The following is a 19,308-nucleotide window of genomic DNA, read 5'->3' on the forward strand; positions in this document are numbered from 1 at the left end:
CCGGCAGTAGTATTGCTTGGGTTTGTCAAAACTTGTGAAATCGTTGAACCTGTGCCTGAACTCGCTCCAGTAATACCGCCTGTAATCGTACCAACTGTCCAACTATACGTACTTGCTACACTTGAACTAATCGCTACCGATGGTGCGGTGCCACTACATATAGCAGCATTGGCTGCTGTGATTGTTGGCAATGGATTCACCGTCACTAAGACACTCGCTGTGGTCGTACAACCACCTGTCCCTGCTGTGGCCGTGATGATATATTGTACACTTCCGGCAGTAGTATTGCTTGGGTTTGTTAAAACTTGTGAAATCGTTGACCCTGTGCCTGAACTCGCTCCGGTAATACCACCTGTAATCGTACCAACTGTCCAACTATACGTACTTGCTACACTTGAACTAATCGCTACCGATGGAGCTGTACCACTACATATAGTAGCATTTGCTACTGTGATGGTTGGTAATGGATTCACCGTCACATTAACTGTCGCTGTTGCTGTACAGCCATTCCCATCCGTTACTGTTACTGTATATGAAGTTGTAGCTGTTGGAGAAACTGTTTTGCTTGCACCTGCTCCAAGTCCTGCACTCCACGCATACGTGTATGGAGTTGTACCACCAGCGGCACTTGCATTTAAACTTACCGATTGTCCATTACAGATTACTGGTGCTGTTGGAGCAATAGATGCAGTTAATAAAGTTGGTTGCGTTACGGCAATAGTTGCAGTTGCAGTACATCCTTGCACATCTTTCGCTGTGATTGTGTAGTTATTAGCTGTCAATGCACTAAATACACCCGACGATTGGAATGCTGTTCCATCTTTACTAAACTCATAAGGTGTAGTTCCGCTTGTTGCCGTTGCTGTAATTGTACCGTTATTTCCACCAAAACAAGATACTGGTGTTGATGTAAGTGATAATACCGGTAGAGGTGCTGCCACCACTTTAATTGGGCAACATCCACCCGTTGGACACGCATTTGGCCCCGATGTGATATTATAGGTATATTCACCTATTGAGTAAATTGTCAATGAACCGTTTGCGTTAAGTGTATATTGACCTGCTACTGTACCTGTGATTGTTATTCCATCTTTTTTCCAAACAATACCTGTGTATGAAGCTAATGTGATATCTATCTTATTTCCGTTACAAAGCTCATAAGGAGTCGAAACACAGACAGTACTTTGGTCGTCTTCACCAGCATTGTTTGTTGTAGGACTCGAATCTTTATCTGTTTGTGTTTCAGCAGTCAAATTCGCTGAAATAAATTTAACTCCCTCAGTTGTAGATTGTGTATTAGCAAAAGTCAAAGTTGCATTATTGGTGCTTCCAGGTGCTACCGAAGGAATCGTCCATTTTCCTGTTGCGGCACTATATGTACCGACTGAAGCTGTTGGAGTTCCAACTGTTAAGCCCGCAGGAATCGTTACTGTTACTTCCAAGCCTGTTGCAGTTGCAGTACCATCATTTTGCACAGTTACAACCGCCGTAAAAGGCGTATTTTTAGCAACAAAAGCCCCCCCATTGTGTGAGACGGCTACCATGATGTCTGGCTGAGTTGGAATTGTTGTGAAGTTTGTCTTCTCGAAGTTGACAGTATTATCTGTATAACACAAACCATCTGCCGAGTAAACCCTTACATAATAGGTCTGATTAGTGTTTGGAGCATTGGTTTTGATATAACCATTCGTAAAAGACGAAAATAATGCTGCATTCGTAAATTCAGTATTACTTGTAGGAGCAGCCAAAGCAGTTGTCGAAATCACGACTTTGTTTGTTCCCGTTACATCTCCATAAAGTTTGATTTTTCCATCAAGAGCTGCATCGGTGCTGGTTCCTTCTGTCTTTAAAAAGTAAACAATCGGACTGGCACATGGTGTAGCCTGACCGAAAGTATCCTGAAAATTCAATAGTAAAATTGGTATCAGCAAAAGTATCAATTTCTTTCCAAGCCTATCCTTGAAAGTTAAATTGTGTAAAAATTTTTTCATGGGACGTAATGTGTTTTGATGTTTTGGGTATATGGTAGGTATGTTTATATGACAGCAAAAATTGTTTTAAAACCTTGAGTAATTTCGGAAAAACATTGATGCCTTTGCGTGCTTTTAAAGATGACCAAAGGCTTACTGTAATTAAGATTTCTATGAAGAAGATTCATTATTTAGTCTTATACATTAATATTTTTATAATTATCAGGAAAGAACGATACCGTTCAATAATTTTATTAAAGCAATCTTTATGCCAAAAAAAAGCCTACAACAAAAACAGCTCACTGACTATCAGCGAATTATCTCTATTGAAGGCATTCAAATCTTAAATTTTATATGTAACTCTATTCTTTTTACTCTAATTAGGTATTTTACCTATTCATTTTCTATTCAAATTTTATGGGTTAAACAGACCAATAATTACGCAAAAAAAAGATTTTACTTAGTTTTTACGACAGTCGATGGTTCGCAATAGCCTGCTGGACAAACAGAGCATTGATTGCTCAAAGTTACGGTTCTATCTACTGTACAATTTTCTGAATTTTTTATTCTAACGGTATATACTATACTCGTACTTGGGTCAGACAAGCCTGTTACGATTTCTCCATTTGTTGGAATTGCGGCAAAAGCAGAAGCCGTGCCAGAATTATAAGTTGAACCCGTATTATACGAAAATGTATCTGTCGATTTGAATTTTGTTAAAAGCAATTTCCCATTATTGGTAGGCTGATACCCTAAACAAAGAGAGCCGATTCCAGTTAATGTGGCATCAGGGTTTGAATTAATAGCGGCCACTCCATAGCTCCTTGATGAACTCACACAAGCATTGGCATCCGCACACGAAGTAAAATATACGGCACTACTCGATAAGGAAGCAATACTATAACTCGTTCCAGTAGCGAGCATTGCAGTTCCTGTCTGTGAAGCATACCATTGGATAGTTCCGCCCGAACAACCTGTGGCTGTAATCGTAATTGCTCCTACATCGCAACGAGCAGCATTTGCAACCACTGGTGCTGCTGGTAGAGCATTAACCGTAACAGCTACCGTACCAGTCGAGTTACATGTACTATAATTAGAGGCAACTATGGTGTATGTACCCGCCATAGCAGTTGTGGCATTGGTACGAGTAATAATAATTTCGTTTGAAGTAAATCCGCCAGGCCCAGTCCAAGTATAAGTAATAGCTCCGCTAACAGTCATGCTGATGGTTCCGCCCGCACACACAGTGCTTGGTGTTGCCGAGATTGTAGGATATGCACTTACGGTTACGTTGGTAGTGAGAGTTCGGACATATCCCGAAGAGTTTGTAATCGTAAGCGTATAAATACCACCCATTGCAGTTGTCGCATTCGGACGAGTTGGTGATTGTAAGTTTGAAGTAAAGCCACCCGGCCCAGTCCAGCTATATGTCAATAATGTGGTATTTGTAGCATCGCAAATATCAGGTGTTCCATCTCCATCAGTATCCGTAAAGTCAGTTCCAGTACATTTATCCATACAATCAGCGATTCCATCGCTATCAGCATCTCTACGTATAAACGAATAATAAACATTTAGTTGAGAAATAAGACTGATTGTACCATATACAACAAGACGAACTTCATCAAAAGACTGTCCTGTTTTGAAACTCAGCTTAGTCAATGGAGAACTTGGGTTTAATAAACCTACCGTCACCAGATTACTATTGAGAGTTACACTTTCTCGAAGACTACCAGCCAGATACGTTTCAATTTTAATATTTCCAAGTAATGAAAGCGACAATAAACCACCCGCATTTTCTACCACAAAACCTGCGTGTGTTCCTGCTGGTAAAGTTGTAGTTCCTTTCACCGAAACGGCTGTCTGACACACCAAACCAATCGCTAAGTTCATGGTTGCATAATTAGTTGTATCGCTATCTATCAATCTGCTTGAATTAGCAACACTTCCGAGACATAGTAAACCTGAAACACCTGTACGAGAAGATACTATTGAAGCTCCAAAATTGCTTACTTTCATGGCTTCTTCGCAGTTTTTCCAGCAAGATGAAGGCTCTTCAAAGGCATAATAAACTCTAAGGCCTGTAAGTAAACTTGCTAAACCTCCTCCGGCAATTATCTGAATTTCGTCGTAAGTTTTAGTAGCTATAAATCCTACTTTTTGTAGGCCACCGTTGCCCGTAAGTACCGAAACACCTAAAAGGCTATTACTGATTGTGGCTGACTCTTGCAAAGTTCCATTTAGGTATGTCCTGATAGTAATTGAACTCAAAACACTTAAATCTAAAAGCCCTCCTACTGGTTGAACCACAAAGCCAGCATAATTCCCCGCAGGATACCTTCGCATCGTATCTTGTACTGATAGGGCAGTTCCCCCACCAATGATTGATACGCCAATAGCTAATTCTGTATAGTTGGTCAAATCACCATCAATTACGGCTGCTCCGTTGCTTACCGTACAACCAAGACAAATACCAGTAAGGCTCGGATTAAGTCTTACGCCTGTACCTACGATAGCATCATTACAAACTTTATTGTCTTCTAAAAGCTCAGTTTGAGTAGCGTTACTTGTCAAGTAAATGGTTTGACCTACACAAACAGTATCCCCATTGGCAACTACTGTCGGAAATTCTGGAGTACACGCATCTGGCACACCGTCACCGTTGCTATCAGCTAAATCATTACCATTAGCACATTTATCCAAACAGTCAGGAATACCATCTCCATCGGCATCTCTTCTGATAAACGGATAATACACATTCAGTTGAGTAAGTAAACTTACAGTACCTGCGACTACTATACGTACTTCATCAAAAGATAAACTTGATTTAAAACTGATTGCAGTTTGGTTGGTCGTTGGATTAAATAAACCTACCGATACTACACTATTGTTGGCACTTATGCTTTCTCTGATAGCACCATTGAGATAGGTTTCGATTCTGATATTACTCAAAATATCTAAAGATAAAATTCCGCTTGCATTAGCAACTACGTAACCCGCATGAGTTCCTGCCGAGAAAGAAGTATTTGCTTTGACAGAAAGAGCCGATTGACACAAAGCACCAATCGCTAAACTCATAGCAGCAAAATTAGTTGAATCGGCATCAAGGACATTGGCCGTATTTGTTACACTACCCAAACATAATAAGCCAGAGATACCACTTCTTGATGAAACGATTGTGCCGCCAAAACTTGAAGTAGATATTGGTTGTTCACAATTTTTCGCACAAGAAATTGGTTCTTCGAAAGCATAGAATACTCTCAAACCTGTTAATAATGTAGCTAAGCCACCATTCGCAATTATTTGAATTTCATCATAATTCTTGGTTGTTTGTAACCCTACTCTTTGCAATGAGCCATAACCAGAAAGTATTGATAATTTTAATAATCCATTGGCAGATGTAGCAGTTTCTTGTAATGTACCATTTAAGTAAGTATTGATTGTAATACCACTTAAAATACTGGCACTTAGAATATTTCCTACGGGCTGAACTGTGAAACCTGCGTAATATCCAGATGGATAATCGCTCACAGTATCTTGAACCGAAATAGCAACTCCTCCACCAATAATTGATGCCCCAATGGTCATTTCAGCATAATCTCCAAGATTACCATTAACAACTGTCGAAGCAGCCGTTACACTACATCCAATACAAATACCTGTTCTGCTTGCATTAATTTTGGTAGTTCCGGCAGCTATTGGGTCATTACAAGCCCCATTTCCTTCAATTCCTGTTCCAGTTGTAGTCGTTACATAGGTTGTAGCAATCGCTTTACAACCATTTGCCGCCGTGACTGTCAATGTATATGTTCCGACTTTATCAGTACCCGCATTAGTTATTACTGGATTTTGTTGAGTCGAACTAAAGTTACTTGGTCCATTCCAAACATAAGTTCCTGTACCTGTTCCATACAAATTTAATGTTCCACCTGAAGTATATGGCGAATTTGAAGAAGCGGTTGCTGTAATTGTTGTAAGAATGGTAGCCGTTGCAGAAGCTCTTTGACTAACACAGCCATTTACTGTACAATCAACATAATACGTTGTTGAACTACTAATAATTGGGGTAATGTATGAATCTCCAACACTGATACTTGTTCCGCCTGATGCTACGGTGTACCAATTATAAGTACCACTACATCCGCTGGCAGAAAGGGCAACCGCCCCCGAACCACATAAGGATGCACCAGTTGTAGTTGGAGCAGCAATGCTACTTACCACTACACTTGCAGTTGCCGTTGCACTACAAGCTGCTGCACTCGTTACTGTAACTGTATATGTACCCGCATTAACGAGTTGAGCATTGGCAATAGATGGAGTAGCCGAAGTACTGGTAAATGAATTTGGTCCAGCCCACAAATATGTGCTTCCACCAGATGCACTCAATAAGATTGTTGCTCCAAGACATTCAGTATCGCCAGTTGCTGAGGCTGTCGGAATCGTATTTACTGTGGCTACGGCACTGTTTCTTGTCGTTGAAATACAGCCATTTAAACTACATTCTAAATAATAAGTCGTGGTTGTTGAGATGCTTGGGCTTGTGTAAGTTACTCCTGTTGTCAGGGCTGTTCCGCCTGTTAAGGCTCCATACCATGAAATCGTTCCACCTGCACAACCACTTGCCGATAAAGTTACAGTTCCCGGTCCACAACGACTTGCTCCTGCACTTGTTGGGGTTGTTGGTATCGTATTCACTACAACACTCGCCGTAGCTGTCGCTGTACATCCGCCAGTTCCTGTAACTGTAACGGTGTAAACTCCTGCCATTGCTGTGGTCGCATTACTTATCGTTGGGTTTTGCAAAGTAGAGGTAAAACTACTTGGGCCACTCCATGAATAGGTGCTTCCACCACTTGATGCCAAAATTATTGTTGAACCCACACATTCTGTATCGCCAGTTGCTGAAGCGGTCGGAATCGTATTTACTGTGGCTACGGCACTATTTCTTGTCGTTGAGATACAGCCATTTAAACTACATTCTAAATAATAAGTCGTGGTTGATGAGATACTTGGGTTTGTGTATGTTGCTCCTGTTGTCAAGGCTGTTCCACCTGTTAAGGCTCCATACCATGAAATCGTTCCACCTGCACAACCACTTGCAGAAAGGGTCACCGTTCCTGGTCCACAACGACTTGCTCCTGCACTTGTTGGAGCTGTTGGTATCGTATTCACTACAACATTTGCCGTGGCTGTCGCTGTACATCCGCCAGTTCCTGTAACTGTAACGGTGTAAACTCCTGCCATTGCTGTAGTCGCATTACTTATCGTCGGATTTTGCAAAGTAGAGGTAAAACTACTTGGGCCACTCCATGAATAAGTGCTTCCACCACTTGAAGTTAGATTTATTGTTGAGCCTACACATACCGTTATACCTGTCGCTGAAGCGGTCGGAATCGTATTTACTGTGGCTACGGCACTATTTCTTGTCGTTGAGATACAGCCATTTAAACTACATTCTAAATAATAAGTCGTAGTTGCTGAGATACTTGGGCTTGTGTATGTTGCTCCTGTTGTCAAGGCTGTTCCGCCTGTTAAGGCTCCATACCATGAAATCGTTCCACCTGTACAACCACTTGCAGAAAGCGTCACCGTTCCTGTTCCGCAACGACTTGCTCCTGCACTTGTTGGGGTTGTTGGTATCGTATTTACTATAACACTCGCCGTAGCTGTCGCTGTACATCCGCCTACTCCTGTAACTGTAACGGTGTAAACTCCTGCCATTGCTGTGGTCGCATTACTTATCGTTGGATTTTGTAAAGTAGAGGTAAAACTACTTGGACCACTCCATGAATAAGTGCTTCCACCACTTGAAGTCAGATTTATTGTTGAGCCTACACAAACCGTTATACCTGTCGCTGAAGCGGTCGGAATCGTATTTGCTGTGGCTACGGCACTGTTTCTTGTCGTTGAGATACAGCCATTTAAACTACATTCTAAATAATAAGTCGTGGTTGTTGAGATGCTTGGGCTTGTGTAAGTTACTCCTGTTGTCAGGGCTGTTCCACCTGTTAAGGCTCCATACCATGAAATCGTTCCACCTGCACAACCACTTGCAGAAAGGGTCACCGTTCCTGTTCCGCAACGACTTGCTCCTGCACTTGTTGGGGCGGTTGGTATCGTATTTACTATAACAATCGCCGTAGCTGTCGCTGTACATCCGCCAGTTCCTGTAACTGTAACGGTGTAAACTCCTGCCATTGCAGTAGTCGCATTACTTATCGTTGGATTTTGTAAAGTAGAGGTAAAACTACTTGGGCCACTCCATGAATAGGTGCTTCCACCACTTGATGCCAAAATTATTGTTGAACCCACGCATTCTGTATCGCCAGTTGCTGAAGCGGTCGGAATCGTATTTACTGTGGCTACGGCACTATTTCTTGTCGTTGAGATACAGCCATTTAAACTACATTCTAAATAATAAGTCGTGGTTGATGAGATACTTGGGTTTGTGTATGTTGCTCCTGTTGTCAAGGCTGTTCCACCTGTTAAGGCTCCATACCATGAAATCGTTCCACCTGCACAACCACTTGCAGAAAGCGTCACTGTTCCTGTTCCACAACGACTTGCTCCTGCACTTGTTGGAGCTGTTGGTATCGTATTCACTACAACATTTGCCGTGGCTGTGGCCGTACAACCACCTACTCCTGTAACAGTAACAGTATAAATTCCGCTCATTGCAGTTGTTGTGTTACTTAATGTTGGATTTTGGAGTGTACTCACAAAACTACTCGGCCCACTCCATAAATATGACACAATACCAACTCCAGTTGATGTAAGATTAATAGTATTTCCAGCACACTTAGTGTCGCCCGTAGCTTGTACTGTTAATCCAGTTGTAATATTTTTTATTGCTTGGTCGAAATATGCTTTTGCTTCTAATGTTAAGTGATTGGTCGGTGAAAAATAGCTACTCGATGGAGCAGGCATTGCTCCTCCATTTTGTGAATTAGCATAAAGCCCATTCATGTGATAACCTAAATAAACTCTCGCTCCGTGAGTAGAAGGCACTCCAGCCAATACATCCGATGGAGTATAATAGAAATACAAGCCATTGATGGCCGACGACATATTATTTGCACCAGACCACAAATAAGCATCGGCGTTAGCAAAATAATTACCAATTGTTACGACATTTCCGAAAGTCGGATTGATATTATCGTAATTATATATTTTAATTGTATTAGTATTATTGGTGTAAGCATTATCTTGCCAGCTATATGAAGCAGGGGTAGATGTCAAACCTAAATCATCTGCTTCTGTATAATTCATCATTAATATTCCACCCGAATAACCTTTCAAAGCTGTCAATAAATTTGCTGCTAAATTGGCTTCGGTCGTTGGCGATATAATTATAGATGTATAATCATTGAGATTAATATTCATCAATGTAGCTGTATTCAATGGATTGTAAAGACCATATCCTGAAGCATCTGGTTTGGTATATGTTGCTGTTACGGTTGCTCCTTGTCCTGTCAAGTAATTCATAAATCCGTGGTCCCAAGCATCACCATCGGCTGGTTTATCTGGCCCACACAAATACAAAATTTTCTCACAATTAAGATTATCTACCGAACAAGCAGCTGGGGCATTAAAACTCGCAAGTGTATTACAGTTACCACTTTGGAAAGTAACCCAACCTGCCGAAATCGGTATGTTGGAGATTCCGCTGGCTGGAACTAAAAATGTAATCGTTTGTGGCGAGGTAGCACCCGCAGCCACATCTATGTATTCTATTTTATTATTGATTACTACTTTAATCTTATCGCCCGAAGGTGCATTTACCCATGCAATAGACATACTTACGGTAGCAACATCTTGTAATGGTTGATTAATACAAGCACTCACCACAATATTTGAAATCGTAATATTTGGGTTCGCTACATTCGTTGTAGCTGTTGCCATACATCCACCCGTGCCAGTTACTGTTACAGTATATACACCCGATGTAGTTGCACTTGCTACCAATGACGGGTTTTGTGTAGTAGAAGTAAATGAGTTTGGACCATTCCACACATAACTTGTTCCGCCAGTAGCACTCAAATTAATGGCACTACCCACACAAACAGGGGCATTTGATGATGCTGTGGCAGCTATTGCCGCATTGACAGTCGCAACTGATGAGGTACGAGAACTCGTACAGCTTCCAACCGTACAATCAACATAATAAGTTGTGGTAGCTGAAATGCTTGGGGTTGTATAGGTTGAAGCATTACCGAGGCTTGTTCCACCCGATGCTACATTATACCAGTTATACGTACCTGTACAACCTGCTGCCGATAATGTGACAGTTCCTGTTCCACAACGACTTGCACCTGTACTGGTTGGAGCGGTTGGTATGGCATTAACTGTAGCAACTGCTGAGTTTCGGGTACTGCTCACACAACCATTGAGTGTACATTCTAAATAATAGGTTGTTGTTGCCGAAATACTTGGTGTTGTATAGGTTGCTCCCGTAGTTAAGGCTGTTCCACCTGTTAAGGCTCCATACCATGAAATTGTTCCACCTGCACAACCGCTTGCTGAAAGGGCCACTGTTCCTGTTCCACAACGGCTTGCTCCTACACTGGTTGGGGCTGATGGTATAGGATTCACGGTAACTGTTGCTGTCGAAGTTGTTGAGCAAAGCTTAGTTCCGCCAATAATCCATTCAGTAAAATTAAGTACACTTTCTCCAGTCAATGTATTCGCACCTGCTAAGAATACATAGCGAATCTCATTACCTATAACATTTGGAGTTGGTGTAGCAGCAAGGATTCCATCTCCTGTGCTATTCAATATGCTACTTTGATAAACCATCGTACCATTTCGCCAAACTTGCATTACGCCACCTTCGGCTCTATCCGTACAACAATCGTTTCTACGGTCAAGACTTAAATTATTTATTAAGAAATTTCCACCTAAATTATACGAAATACCCCAATCTGCTCCAGCAGTAGTACGTGTTGCGTGGAAAGTTTCTGCATTCAAATTATCAATATCATCAAATAATGATGCAGGGCCTCCAAAAGAATTTGTTGCATTAATAAAACTAAAGTTAGCTGCATTAAAACCTGTTACGTTCGTAACGAGGTCAGTATTTGAAATATTATTTTGATAAACAGTTACCGAATAACTCGTAGTAGCTGTCGGGTTTACGGTAATGGCTGCACTCGTCGAACCATCTCCCCATACGTAATAATTACCACCAGCAGCGGTCAGTGTTGTTGATTGACCATTACAGATAGTTGTTGTTCCAGTTATAGAAGCCGTTGGAAGGTTACTAACTGTTACGGTAGCAGTTGCAGTTGCCGCACATCCTTCTGCGTTTGATACAGTTACTGAATATATTCCAGCCATTGCAGCCGTAGCAGATGTTCTCGTTGGATTTTGTAAGGTCGATACAAAGCTACTTGGCCCAGTCCAGCTATAAGTTAAGTTAGTACCACCCGAAGAAGTTACACTTAAATTTATATCGCTATTCAAACATTCGCTATCGCCTAAAACTTTTGATATTGTAACTGCTGGTTTGATAGTCGCCACAACAGGCGTACGTGTACTTGTACATCCGGCAGCATTACATTCTACATAATATGTTGTAGTAGCTGATAAACTTGGTGTAGCGAATGTACTTCCAACTTCAACGGCCAAACCGCCCGTACTGGCTGCGTACCAATAATATGTGCCTGTACAACCACTCGCCGAAAGCGTAACAGAGCCTGTTCCGCAGCGAGTTGCACCTGTACCAGTTGGAGCAGTGAGTGGCAATGCACAAACGGTTGTATTGAAATTATAACACTTGAAATATAACGAATTTAAACGTTTTTCGTCACTATTACCAGGAGCAGTATCTCCAAAATCAGCAGTACTTCCATTCCAATCGCCACCATACGTAACTGTTATGCTTGAAGAATTGATATAAGCATACGAAATCATGGCATCTAAAGCCAATTCGTTGATACCAGCATACGTTGTCAAAGGCCCTTTTGCTTTCAAAGCACCACTCAAAGTCAATGAAGATGGTGTTTGAATTTGATAACTTTGGTAATTACTTGCTTGAATAAACTCTCTTACCTCATTTGTACTACCATCAATATCTAATCCCGTTGCCAATAAATTAGGAATTGTCTTTGGGGTTGTTGTGCCTGACTGTACAAAATCAAATTTAAACGTAATTGATTTCTCACCTGCCGCATCAAACGTACCATTGCTATTTATCCAGTTATAATCAATCATTGGCTGGAAGGCCGCATCATATCCTCCATAAGATGCGGCAGGAATATCTAAATCAACGATTTCGACATCGGTGTGTGACCTACTCAAAATCGTTACAATGGCATCTGTTCCTGCGGCAACATTACTAAATCTATATTGAGCATTATTTGCCCCTGCTGTACCTGAGATTAGTGTAGGGCTTGAAAAATTCAAAGAAGATACTAAACTACAATCAATATCACCTGGGTCGTAGTTGTTAATTACAACCTGAGTTGTGGCAGTTGCCGTACAGCCATTAGTGTTGGCAGTAACAGTATAAGTACCTGCATCTAAGGCAGCAAGATTAGCAATCGAAACATCTTGTGATGTAGAAGTGAAACCATTAGGTCCTGTCCAAGTATAGGTTGTTCCACCCGTTGAAAACAAGTTTAGCGTTCCACCCACAACTATTGGTGAATTTGAACTCGCAGTAGCCGTTGGAATTGCATTAACCGTTGCTACGGCTGGTACAATACTACTTGTACAACTTCCAACTGTACATGCTAAATAATATGTTGTTGTAGTTGATAAACTCGGTGTAGTATAGGTGGCTGCCGAACTAAGGCTTGTTCCTCCCGTAGAGGCGGCATACCAGTTATATGTACCTGAACAGCCTGAGCCTGTAAGAACAACTGTTCCAGTTCCACAACGGCTTCCCGAACCTGAAGGGTTTGCAGGTTGAGCATTTACAGTTGCAGTTGCTGATGCTCTTGCACTCGAACAACCACTTACCGTACAATCAACAAAATAAGTTGTTGTAGCCGAAATGCTCGGTGTTGTATAGGATGCTCCTGTGCCGAGGCTTGTTCCTCCAGTAGATGCTGCATACCAGTTGTATGTACCTGCACAACCCGAAGCTGATAATGTTACGGTACCAGTTCCGCAACGACTTGCTCCCGTACTTGTTGGGGCCGATGGTATAGCAGTTACGGTAGCCGTTACAGCCGTGCGACTACTCACACAAGTGCTTACGGTACAATCTACGTAATATGTTGTAGTGGCAGAAATACTTGGGGTGGTGTAGGTAACACCAGTACCAAGGCTTGTTCCACCTGTTGATGCCGCATACCAGTTATAAGTTCCTGTACATCCCGAAGCAGATAAAGTCACCGTACCAGTTCCACATCTGCTTGCTCCAGTGCCTGTTGGAGCAGCTGTTCCCCCCGAAACTGCCAATGTGATTGTGGTTGTAGCCGTACATCCACCTGCATCTTGAATCGTAACTGTGTATGTTCCTGCTGCCAAACCCGAAAAAACATTACTTGTTTGGAAAGCTCCACTATTCAATTTGTATTGATAAACTGGTGTTGTAGTTGAACTTGCAATATTTGGTCTGAGGTACTTACCTGGTACAACCTCACTCGGAGCAGTTGTTGCTTCTCCAGGTTTAGCCCAACCTAATGAGATATTATCACCGCCAGTTCCTTCTTTATATAAAACTTCAAAATAATATATTTGTCCAGCCGTAAGATTTAAGGCAGCAGTTTTTTGTGAAGCATACTTGTTCCATTCTCTATATCCTGTATAACCCGAAACACTTGCTAAAAGTGTTTTATTAGCAGGATTTGCATCGCCACTTCCCCAAAACTCGCTATAATCATCCGATGCTACCCAGAAATAATATGTTCCAGTTGTTGGCGGAACGATATACCCTGAAATTCTTCCACCGATATTATCCATCGAATTTTCATATCCCTCGGCAATTCCCACTAATGTGGATAATGAAGGCGTATTTGGGTAATTTGCATTAGATGTTAAATTAGAAACAAGACTTCCTGTGATACCGTACCATAATTGATAAGTTGCCTCCCCTAAACCTGTCGTTCCGCCACTACCTGTTACCGTGATACTACCCGTGGTCGAACAAGTAGGGTCAGTTTTAGCAAGACTCAATAAAGGATTGTCTGTCGAGGTGGCAACTGTAAAAGTAGCATAAGAAGTACATCCACCACCTTGATAACCAATGGTATATGTTCCTGCAGCTAAATCTACATAACTATTTTTATACTGTGTCCAAGCACCACCGTTTATATTAGTCGAATAACCATCTGGTAAATTCGTTACAGTAATACTTCCTGTCGCACCTGTACAACCAGTGCTAACAACAGTTGCTGTTGGTGTAACTGGCACTGCATTGACTGTTGCTGTTGCCGAAGCTCTACTACTCGTACAAGAAGAAATTGTACAGTCAACGTAATAAATAGTCGTAGCCGAAATACTTGGTGTTATATAGGAAGCACCTGTTCCGAGACTCGAACCTCCAGTAGCTGCGGCATACCAGTTATAAGTACCCGTACAACCCGATGCCGTTAAAGTTACAGTTCCTGTTCCACATCGACTTGCACCTGTAGCGGTTGGCGTTGGTGTACTCGAACTAACAGTAACCGTACTTATAGCAGCAGTAATACACCCTGCTTTTGTCAGAACAAAGTTATCTAAATATAATGTTGTAATTGGGTCAGTCCATGAGTAAACCTGAATCCAAGCTGTTCCTGCTGGAGCTGTACCCGTAACCGTAAATTGGGCAAAAGACGTAGCATTTATTTCTACTCCAATATCAGACCCCAACTGCGTATTTGATGAATTTAAGAACTTAATACCAATTCCGCTCCAAGGAGTCGTTGAACTTACTTTCCCCCAAGCAGTAAGTGTAAATGCTTCGCCTGCAACAGCAGCTACATTTTGTGCAAATCCTCCACCCGTAATTAATGCACTTACTTTTGACCCATACGTGCCGTTTTGTTTTTCAGTTGAAACTGATGTAATCGAGCTATTAGCCCAGTTAGCCCAGCTCGATAATGAACCTGTTTCAAAATCAGGATTTGTTAATAAATTTCCACTAACGGTATTACAATTGGCGGTATAGTTAGTTGTTGTAGTTGGACTTACAGTAATAGAATTGGCAGTTACACCATTGCTCCAATATACAGTACCAGTACACCCACTTGCAGTAAGCGTGGCCGATTGTCCACTACAAATAGTTGGACTATTGACGGTTGGAGAAGTTCCAGAAACTGTTATTGTCGTTGATGCGGTAGATGTACAGCCATTCAAACCACTCGTTACGGTATAAGTAGTTGTTGCAGTCGGATTTACAGTAATTGAAGAGGTTGTTGCTCCACCTGGACTCCAACTGTATGTACAACTTGGCGAATTTTGTGTAAGTGTAAAATCATCAACGTAAATCGTTCCTGTGCCATATCTCCACATTCCAATATCGGCCGAAGTATTTGTTGCACCAGTTGTAAATGTTACTGTAAACTGTGTATATGTCGTACCTACTGATGTAGTTGTTGAAGAAATCCAGTTGCCTGTTCCGTCATAATTTCCTACTTCAACAAAACCATTCTGCCCAGCTGTTGACGCCTTCATATAGCCCGAAAGCGTGTAGGTAGTATTGGGTAAAAGGTTTGAAATATTCGTTCCAACACCCACGTCATTTCCTATCACCGATACGGCATAAATTCCTGTGCGGGCATTGTTATTAACCAACGTAACTGTTGATGCTCCCGTCCACCAAGGAGTTAGACTTCCGCTTTCAAATCCACCATTAATCAATAAGTTTGGTGCTAATGATGAGCAATTTGATGTGGTTGTCAGAGTGGTGGATTGTCCTGAACATATAGCTGAACTACTCGCTGAAACACTCGTAGTTGGTGTAGATTGAAAAATTACATAAGTACTCCCCTTCTCCGATAAACAAGTGGCCGTCTGGCATTCAACCAAGTACTGAGTATTCTGACTTAACGAAGGCGTTGTGAATGTACTTCCAGTTGCTAAATAAGTCCAATCTGCACTAAACCAATTTACTACTCCTGCACAATTTGATGCAGTAAAGGTAGCAGTACCAGCTGAGCATTTATAAACATTTGGTACAGTTGGAGGTGCTGGTGCAGCAGTAGGGTTCATTATCACATTTACAGTAGCAGTGGCAGTACACCCATTTAAGGTTGCCATTGCGGTATATGTTCCCCCATTGATTGTCTGGGCATTATTTACACAAGGATATTGCTCATTCGTTGAAGTAAATCCATTTGGGCCGGTCCATGAATAAGTCACACCCGCAGTTGTACTATTGGTTTCAAAGTGAATGGTCGAACCAAGGCAAACTGGTGAGTTTGAGGTGGCTGTGATATTGGGAGGAGTACATGCACCATTAACCACCACATTTACTGTGGCAGTGGCCGGACAAGTACTTGCTCCTGATAACGTAGCCGTAACTGTATAAACTCCCGACCTTGCGGTTGTTACACTTGATATACTCGGATTCTGGCTGGTCGATGTAAATCCACTTGGCCCAGCCCAACTATAAGTTATAGGACCAGAGGCTCTTATTGATATATCATCTATGCCGAAATCATTATTTGCGGCCGAAACTTCATTGTTATAAATGGCAAAAACTACTGTACCTGTTGTAGTTGCTGTCCATGTTGTGGTGAGTGCTTGCCAAGTATTACATCCACCTGTTGATAAATTGAGAGCAGTACCTATCTTTGTTCCGTTTACTCCCCATTGAAGTTTTGCGGCAGAGGTTCCTCCCCAAAAATCATAAGCATTACACGTCAGTGTATAAGTTGTTCCTGCGGTTACGTTGATTGACTGATACCAAAATCTTGAACTGGCATTTCCGTTACCATCACCTACCATCAAATTTCCATTAGGATTCGTACAGTTTACAGCCCAACTCCAAATAGTTTGTGGATTAGTTGTAATATTATATCCGCCACCAAATGTATAATCAGACGAGAAACTATTATTTCCGCCACTGAAATCGCCATTCGTAACCAATTGAGCACCAATTCCACCTGAGCTTGTTGATGTTAAATTAATTGTACTTCCCGCATTGACAGGTGAATTTGAGCTTGCTGATACCGTAGGTGCAGTACAAGTAGTCGAGGCTCCAACACTAGTTGTTGACAAACACATTTGGTCAAGTTTGAGGTAATCTCCGTTGGCAAATGCTTCTACTCGCATATACGACGTACCTGCTGGAGCAGTTGCCGAGAATGAGTAGAATGCAATGTCATTGTTTGGGTCAACATCATAATCGACACTCACTTGGTTCGAACCAATAAGCGTATTTGAACTATTATAAAATCCAAGTCGAACGAAGTGATTAAAGGTTGGGTCGTGTGTTCCACCCCAAAACGACATGTAATAAGTAGTACCTACGGTTGCACTTACTTGCTGCCAAAGCCAAGCATTGGTAGTTGTAGCTTGTAAGTAGCCATTATAAGTACCACAGACTTCATAGCCAGTGCCATTATAAGCACTTCCTCCCGACGAACTCCATCCAGTTATACCATTTTCAAAACTATTATTTGTCAGTAAATTTCCAGTACACGAACAAGGAGGAGCCACACAAGAAATAGTGGCATCCCAGCCACTTGAAGTTACACCAGCATCGGACACAAACCTTAACGTAAGCGTGCTACCAGTCGAAGTAACTGATGGTGGAAACGTAGTTCCGTTTAATGAATAAAGCAATGTTGAAGATGTATTTGGTCCATCGTAGATATACAAATAATCATATCCTGCTTCTGTGCTGAAGCTATTGAAGGTCAATTTAACCGAATTACCAGCAGAAGCTGTGTAGGTAACTGTATAATCTTGATTATCTACATATTCAGCAGTGCTACCTCCTGTGTCATAACTATTTCCCGAACATGTTTCAAAAGTAGTTAAGTCACTTACAAACTGATAATTATGGATTTCTCCAGCCCCTAATTGTATTGTTTTGGCAATTAATCCCCCCTCTGTATCACCCGTACCAGCCTTAATTAGGTTCATGTTTGGAGCAAACACCGTTCCTACTACCATACTTGCTGTATTGATAGTAAGGTTATAAGTTGTAGCTCCATAAAAATTCCAAATCACGTAGGGGCCTTGCGTACCAGCAATACCCGCCATATTTGAATTATTCCAAACAAAATTGGCAGTTATTGGCACGTTAATGACCAAAATCTTATTAGCACTTGGCACTGCGGCCGTAGCAAAAGAAAGTTCGGTAATATTATTGAGTGAAGCCGAAGTAAGATTCAGATAGTTAACCCCAGAATTAAGCGAGTTAATCTTTACATTCTGAGCGGAGGAAACTGTATTACTTGCAATTGCTGCATTGCTCGAATTGTATAACTGCACATTATTGACTTTCCCACTAAGCGTGGTTGAGGTCGTTCGATAGGTATTAAAAAGCGTTGTAAAGTCAAATCCAACTGTTTGTAAAACATTAGTTGGCTGATTGACCGAGGCTTCAATTCTTTTGGCATTATTGTATGAAGTACCAGTTGGCAAAACCTGCGTAAGCCCCGTACCTCCATTATTACTCGTTATAGACCCAGTACTACTTCCAATATGGATATAGTTCCCATTATTCACTTTCAACGTTCCTGTTGTCCAAGTAATACCACCTTTCACCAACAAACCAGTAGCAACTGAGCCATCACCAGTAAAAATATAAGAACCAGTATTATCCATGTTTATCTCACCCATGTATGGTGTATTTATCACCAAGTTTCCTCCAACTGCCAGAGGCCCATGAATATGATGAGAGTTTGTAGAAGTAAAGTTTCCTTCACTAAGAATCTGAAAACTCTGATTGCCCGCTATTGGGTTTTGAGAAAGTGCGTATTGCGAGAAAAATAGTAGAAAAATAAACAACACTCTACCACCTAAACTACCGTAAGGCATTAAGAGGATTGTTTTATCTTTTGTGAAGTCACAAATGTTAGATAATGCAAAAGTATGTTTTGTTGTTAAGGACACCTATATTCTATAACTTATACGTTTTATTCGGAATTGAAAAAGACACGAAGCCTGTAAAAATTTCTTACGGCAATTACTTTATTATAATAGCAAAACTTATGCCATAAGTTATTAAGTGGTATCAAATTTAGCGTAGTAAATTATTAATCAGGCTATTATTGCATAAATCAACCTAATAGTCAGTAATTTATGGTTTCGCAGATAAATATTTTTTTATTAGTAAAATTGGTATGGAGTTTGAGGCTAAGCCGCCGCATTACAAGGTATTAGGAGACCAAACCTTAGAAAAATACAAAAAATGGAAAATTATTTCAGTAAAAATGAACCAGTAGAAGTTTAAAAT

At 41.3% G+C, this 19,308-nt stretch carries 2 protein-coding genes; both read right to left on the bottom strand.

Going from position 1 to position 19,308, the window contains the following annotated elements; translation table 11 throughout:
• On the bottom strand, positions 1-1,991 hold a 1,991-nt coding region (locus IEX65_RS19550; protein WP_188768485.1), incomplete at its 3' end, for a DUF11 domain-containing protein.
• A gap of 435 nt (positions 1,992-2,426) precedes the next feature.
• Positions 2,427-18,890: an Ig-like domain-containing protein gene (locus IEX65_RS19555; RefSeq protein WP_188768489.1), complete on the bottom strand. Its 16,464-nt coding sequence runs from the start codon at positions 18,888-18,890 to the stop codon at positions 2,427-2,429.
• Positions 18,891-19,308 lie beyond the last annotated feature (418 nt).

Source organism: Emticicia aquatilis (assembly GCF_014644295.1).
Classification (GTDB): domain Bacteria; phylum Bacteroidota; class Bacteroidia; order Cytophagales; family Spirosomataceae; genus Emticicia; species Emticicia aquatilis.

Excerpts from the sequence above, each read along its gene's own strand:
- IEX65_RS19555 (WP_188768489.1), bottom strand. The coding sequence starts at position 18,890 with ATGCCTTACGGTAGTTTAGGTGGTAGAGTGTTGTTTATTTTTCTACTA.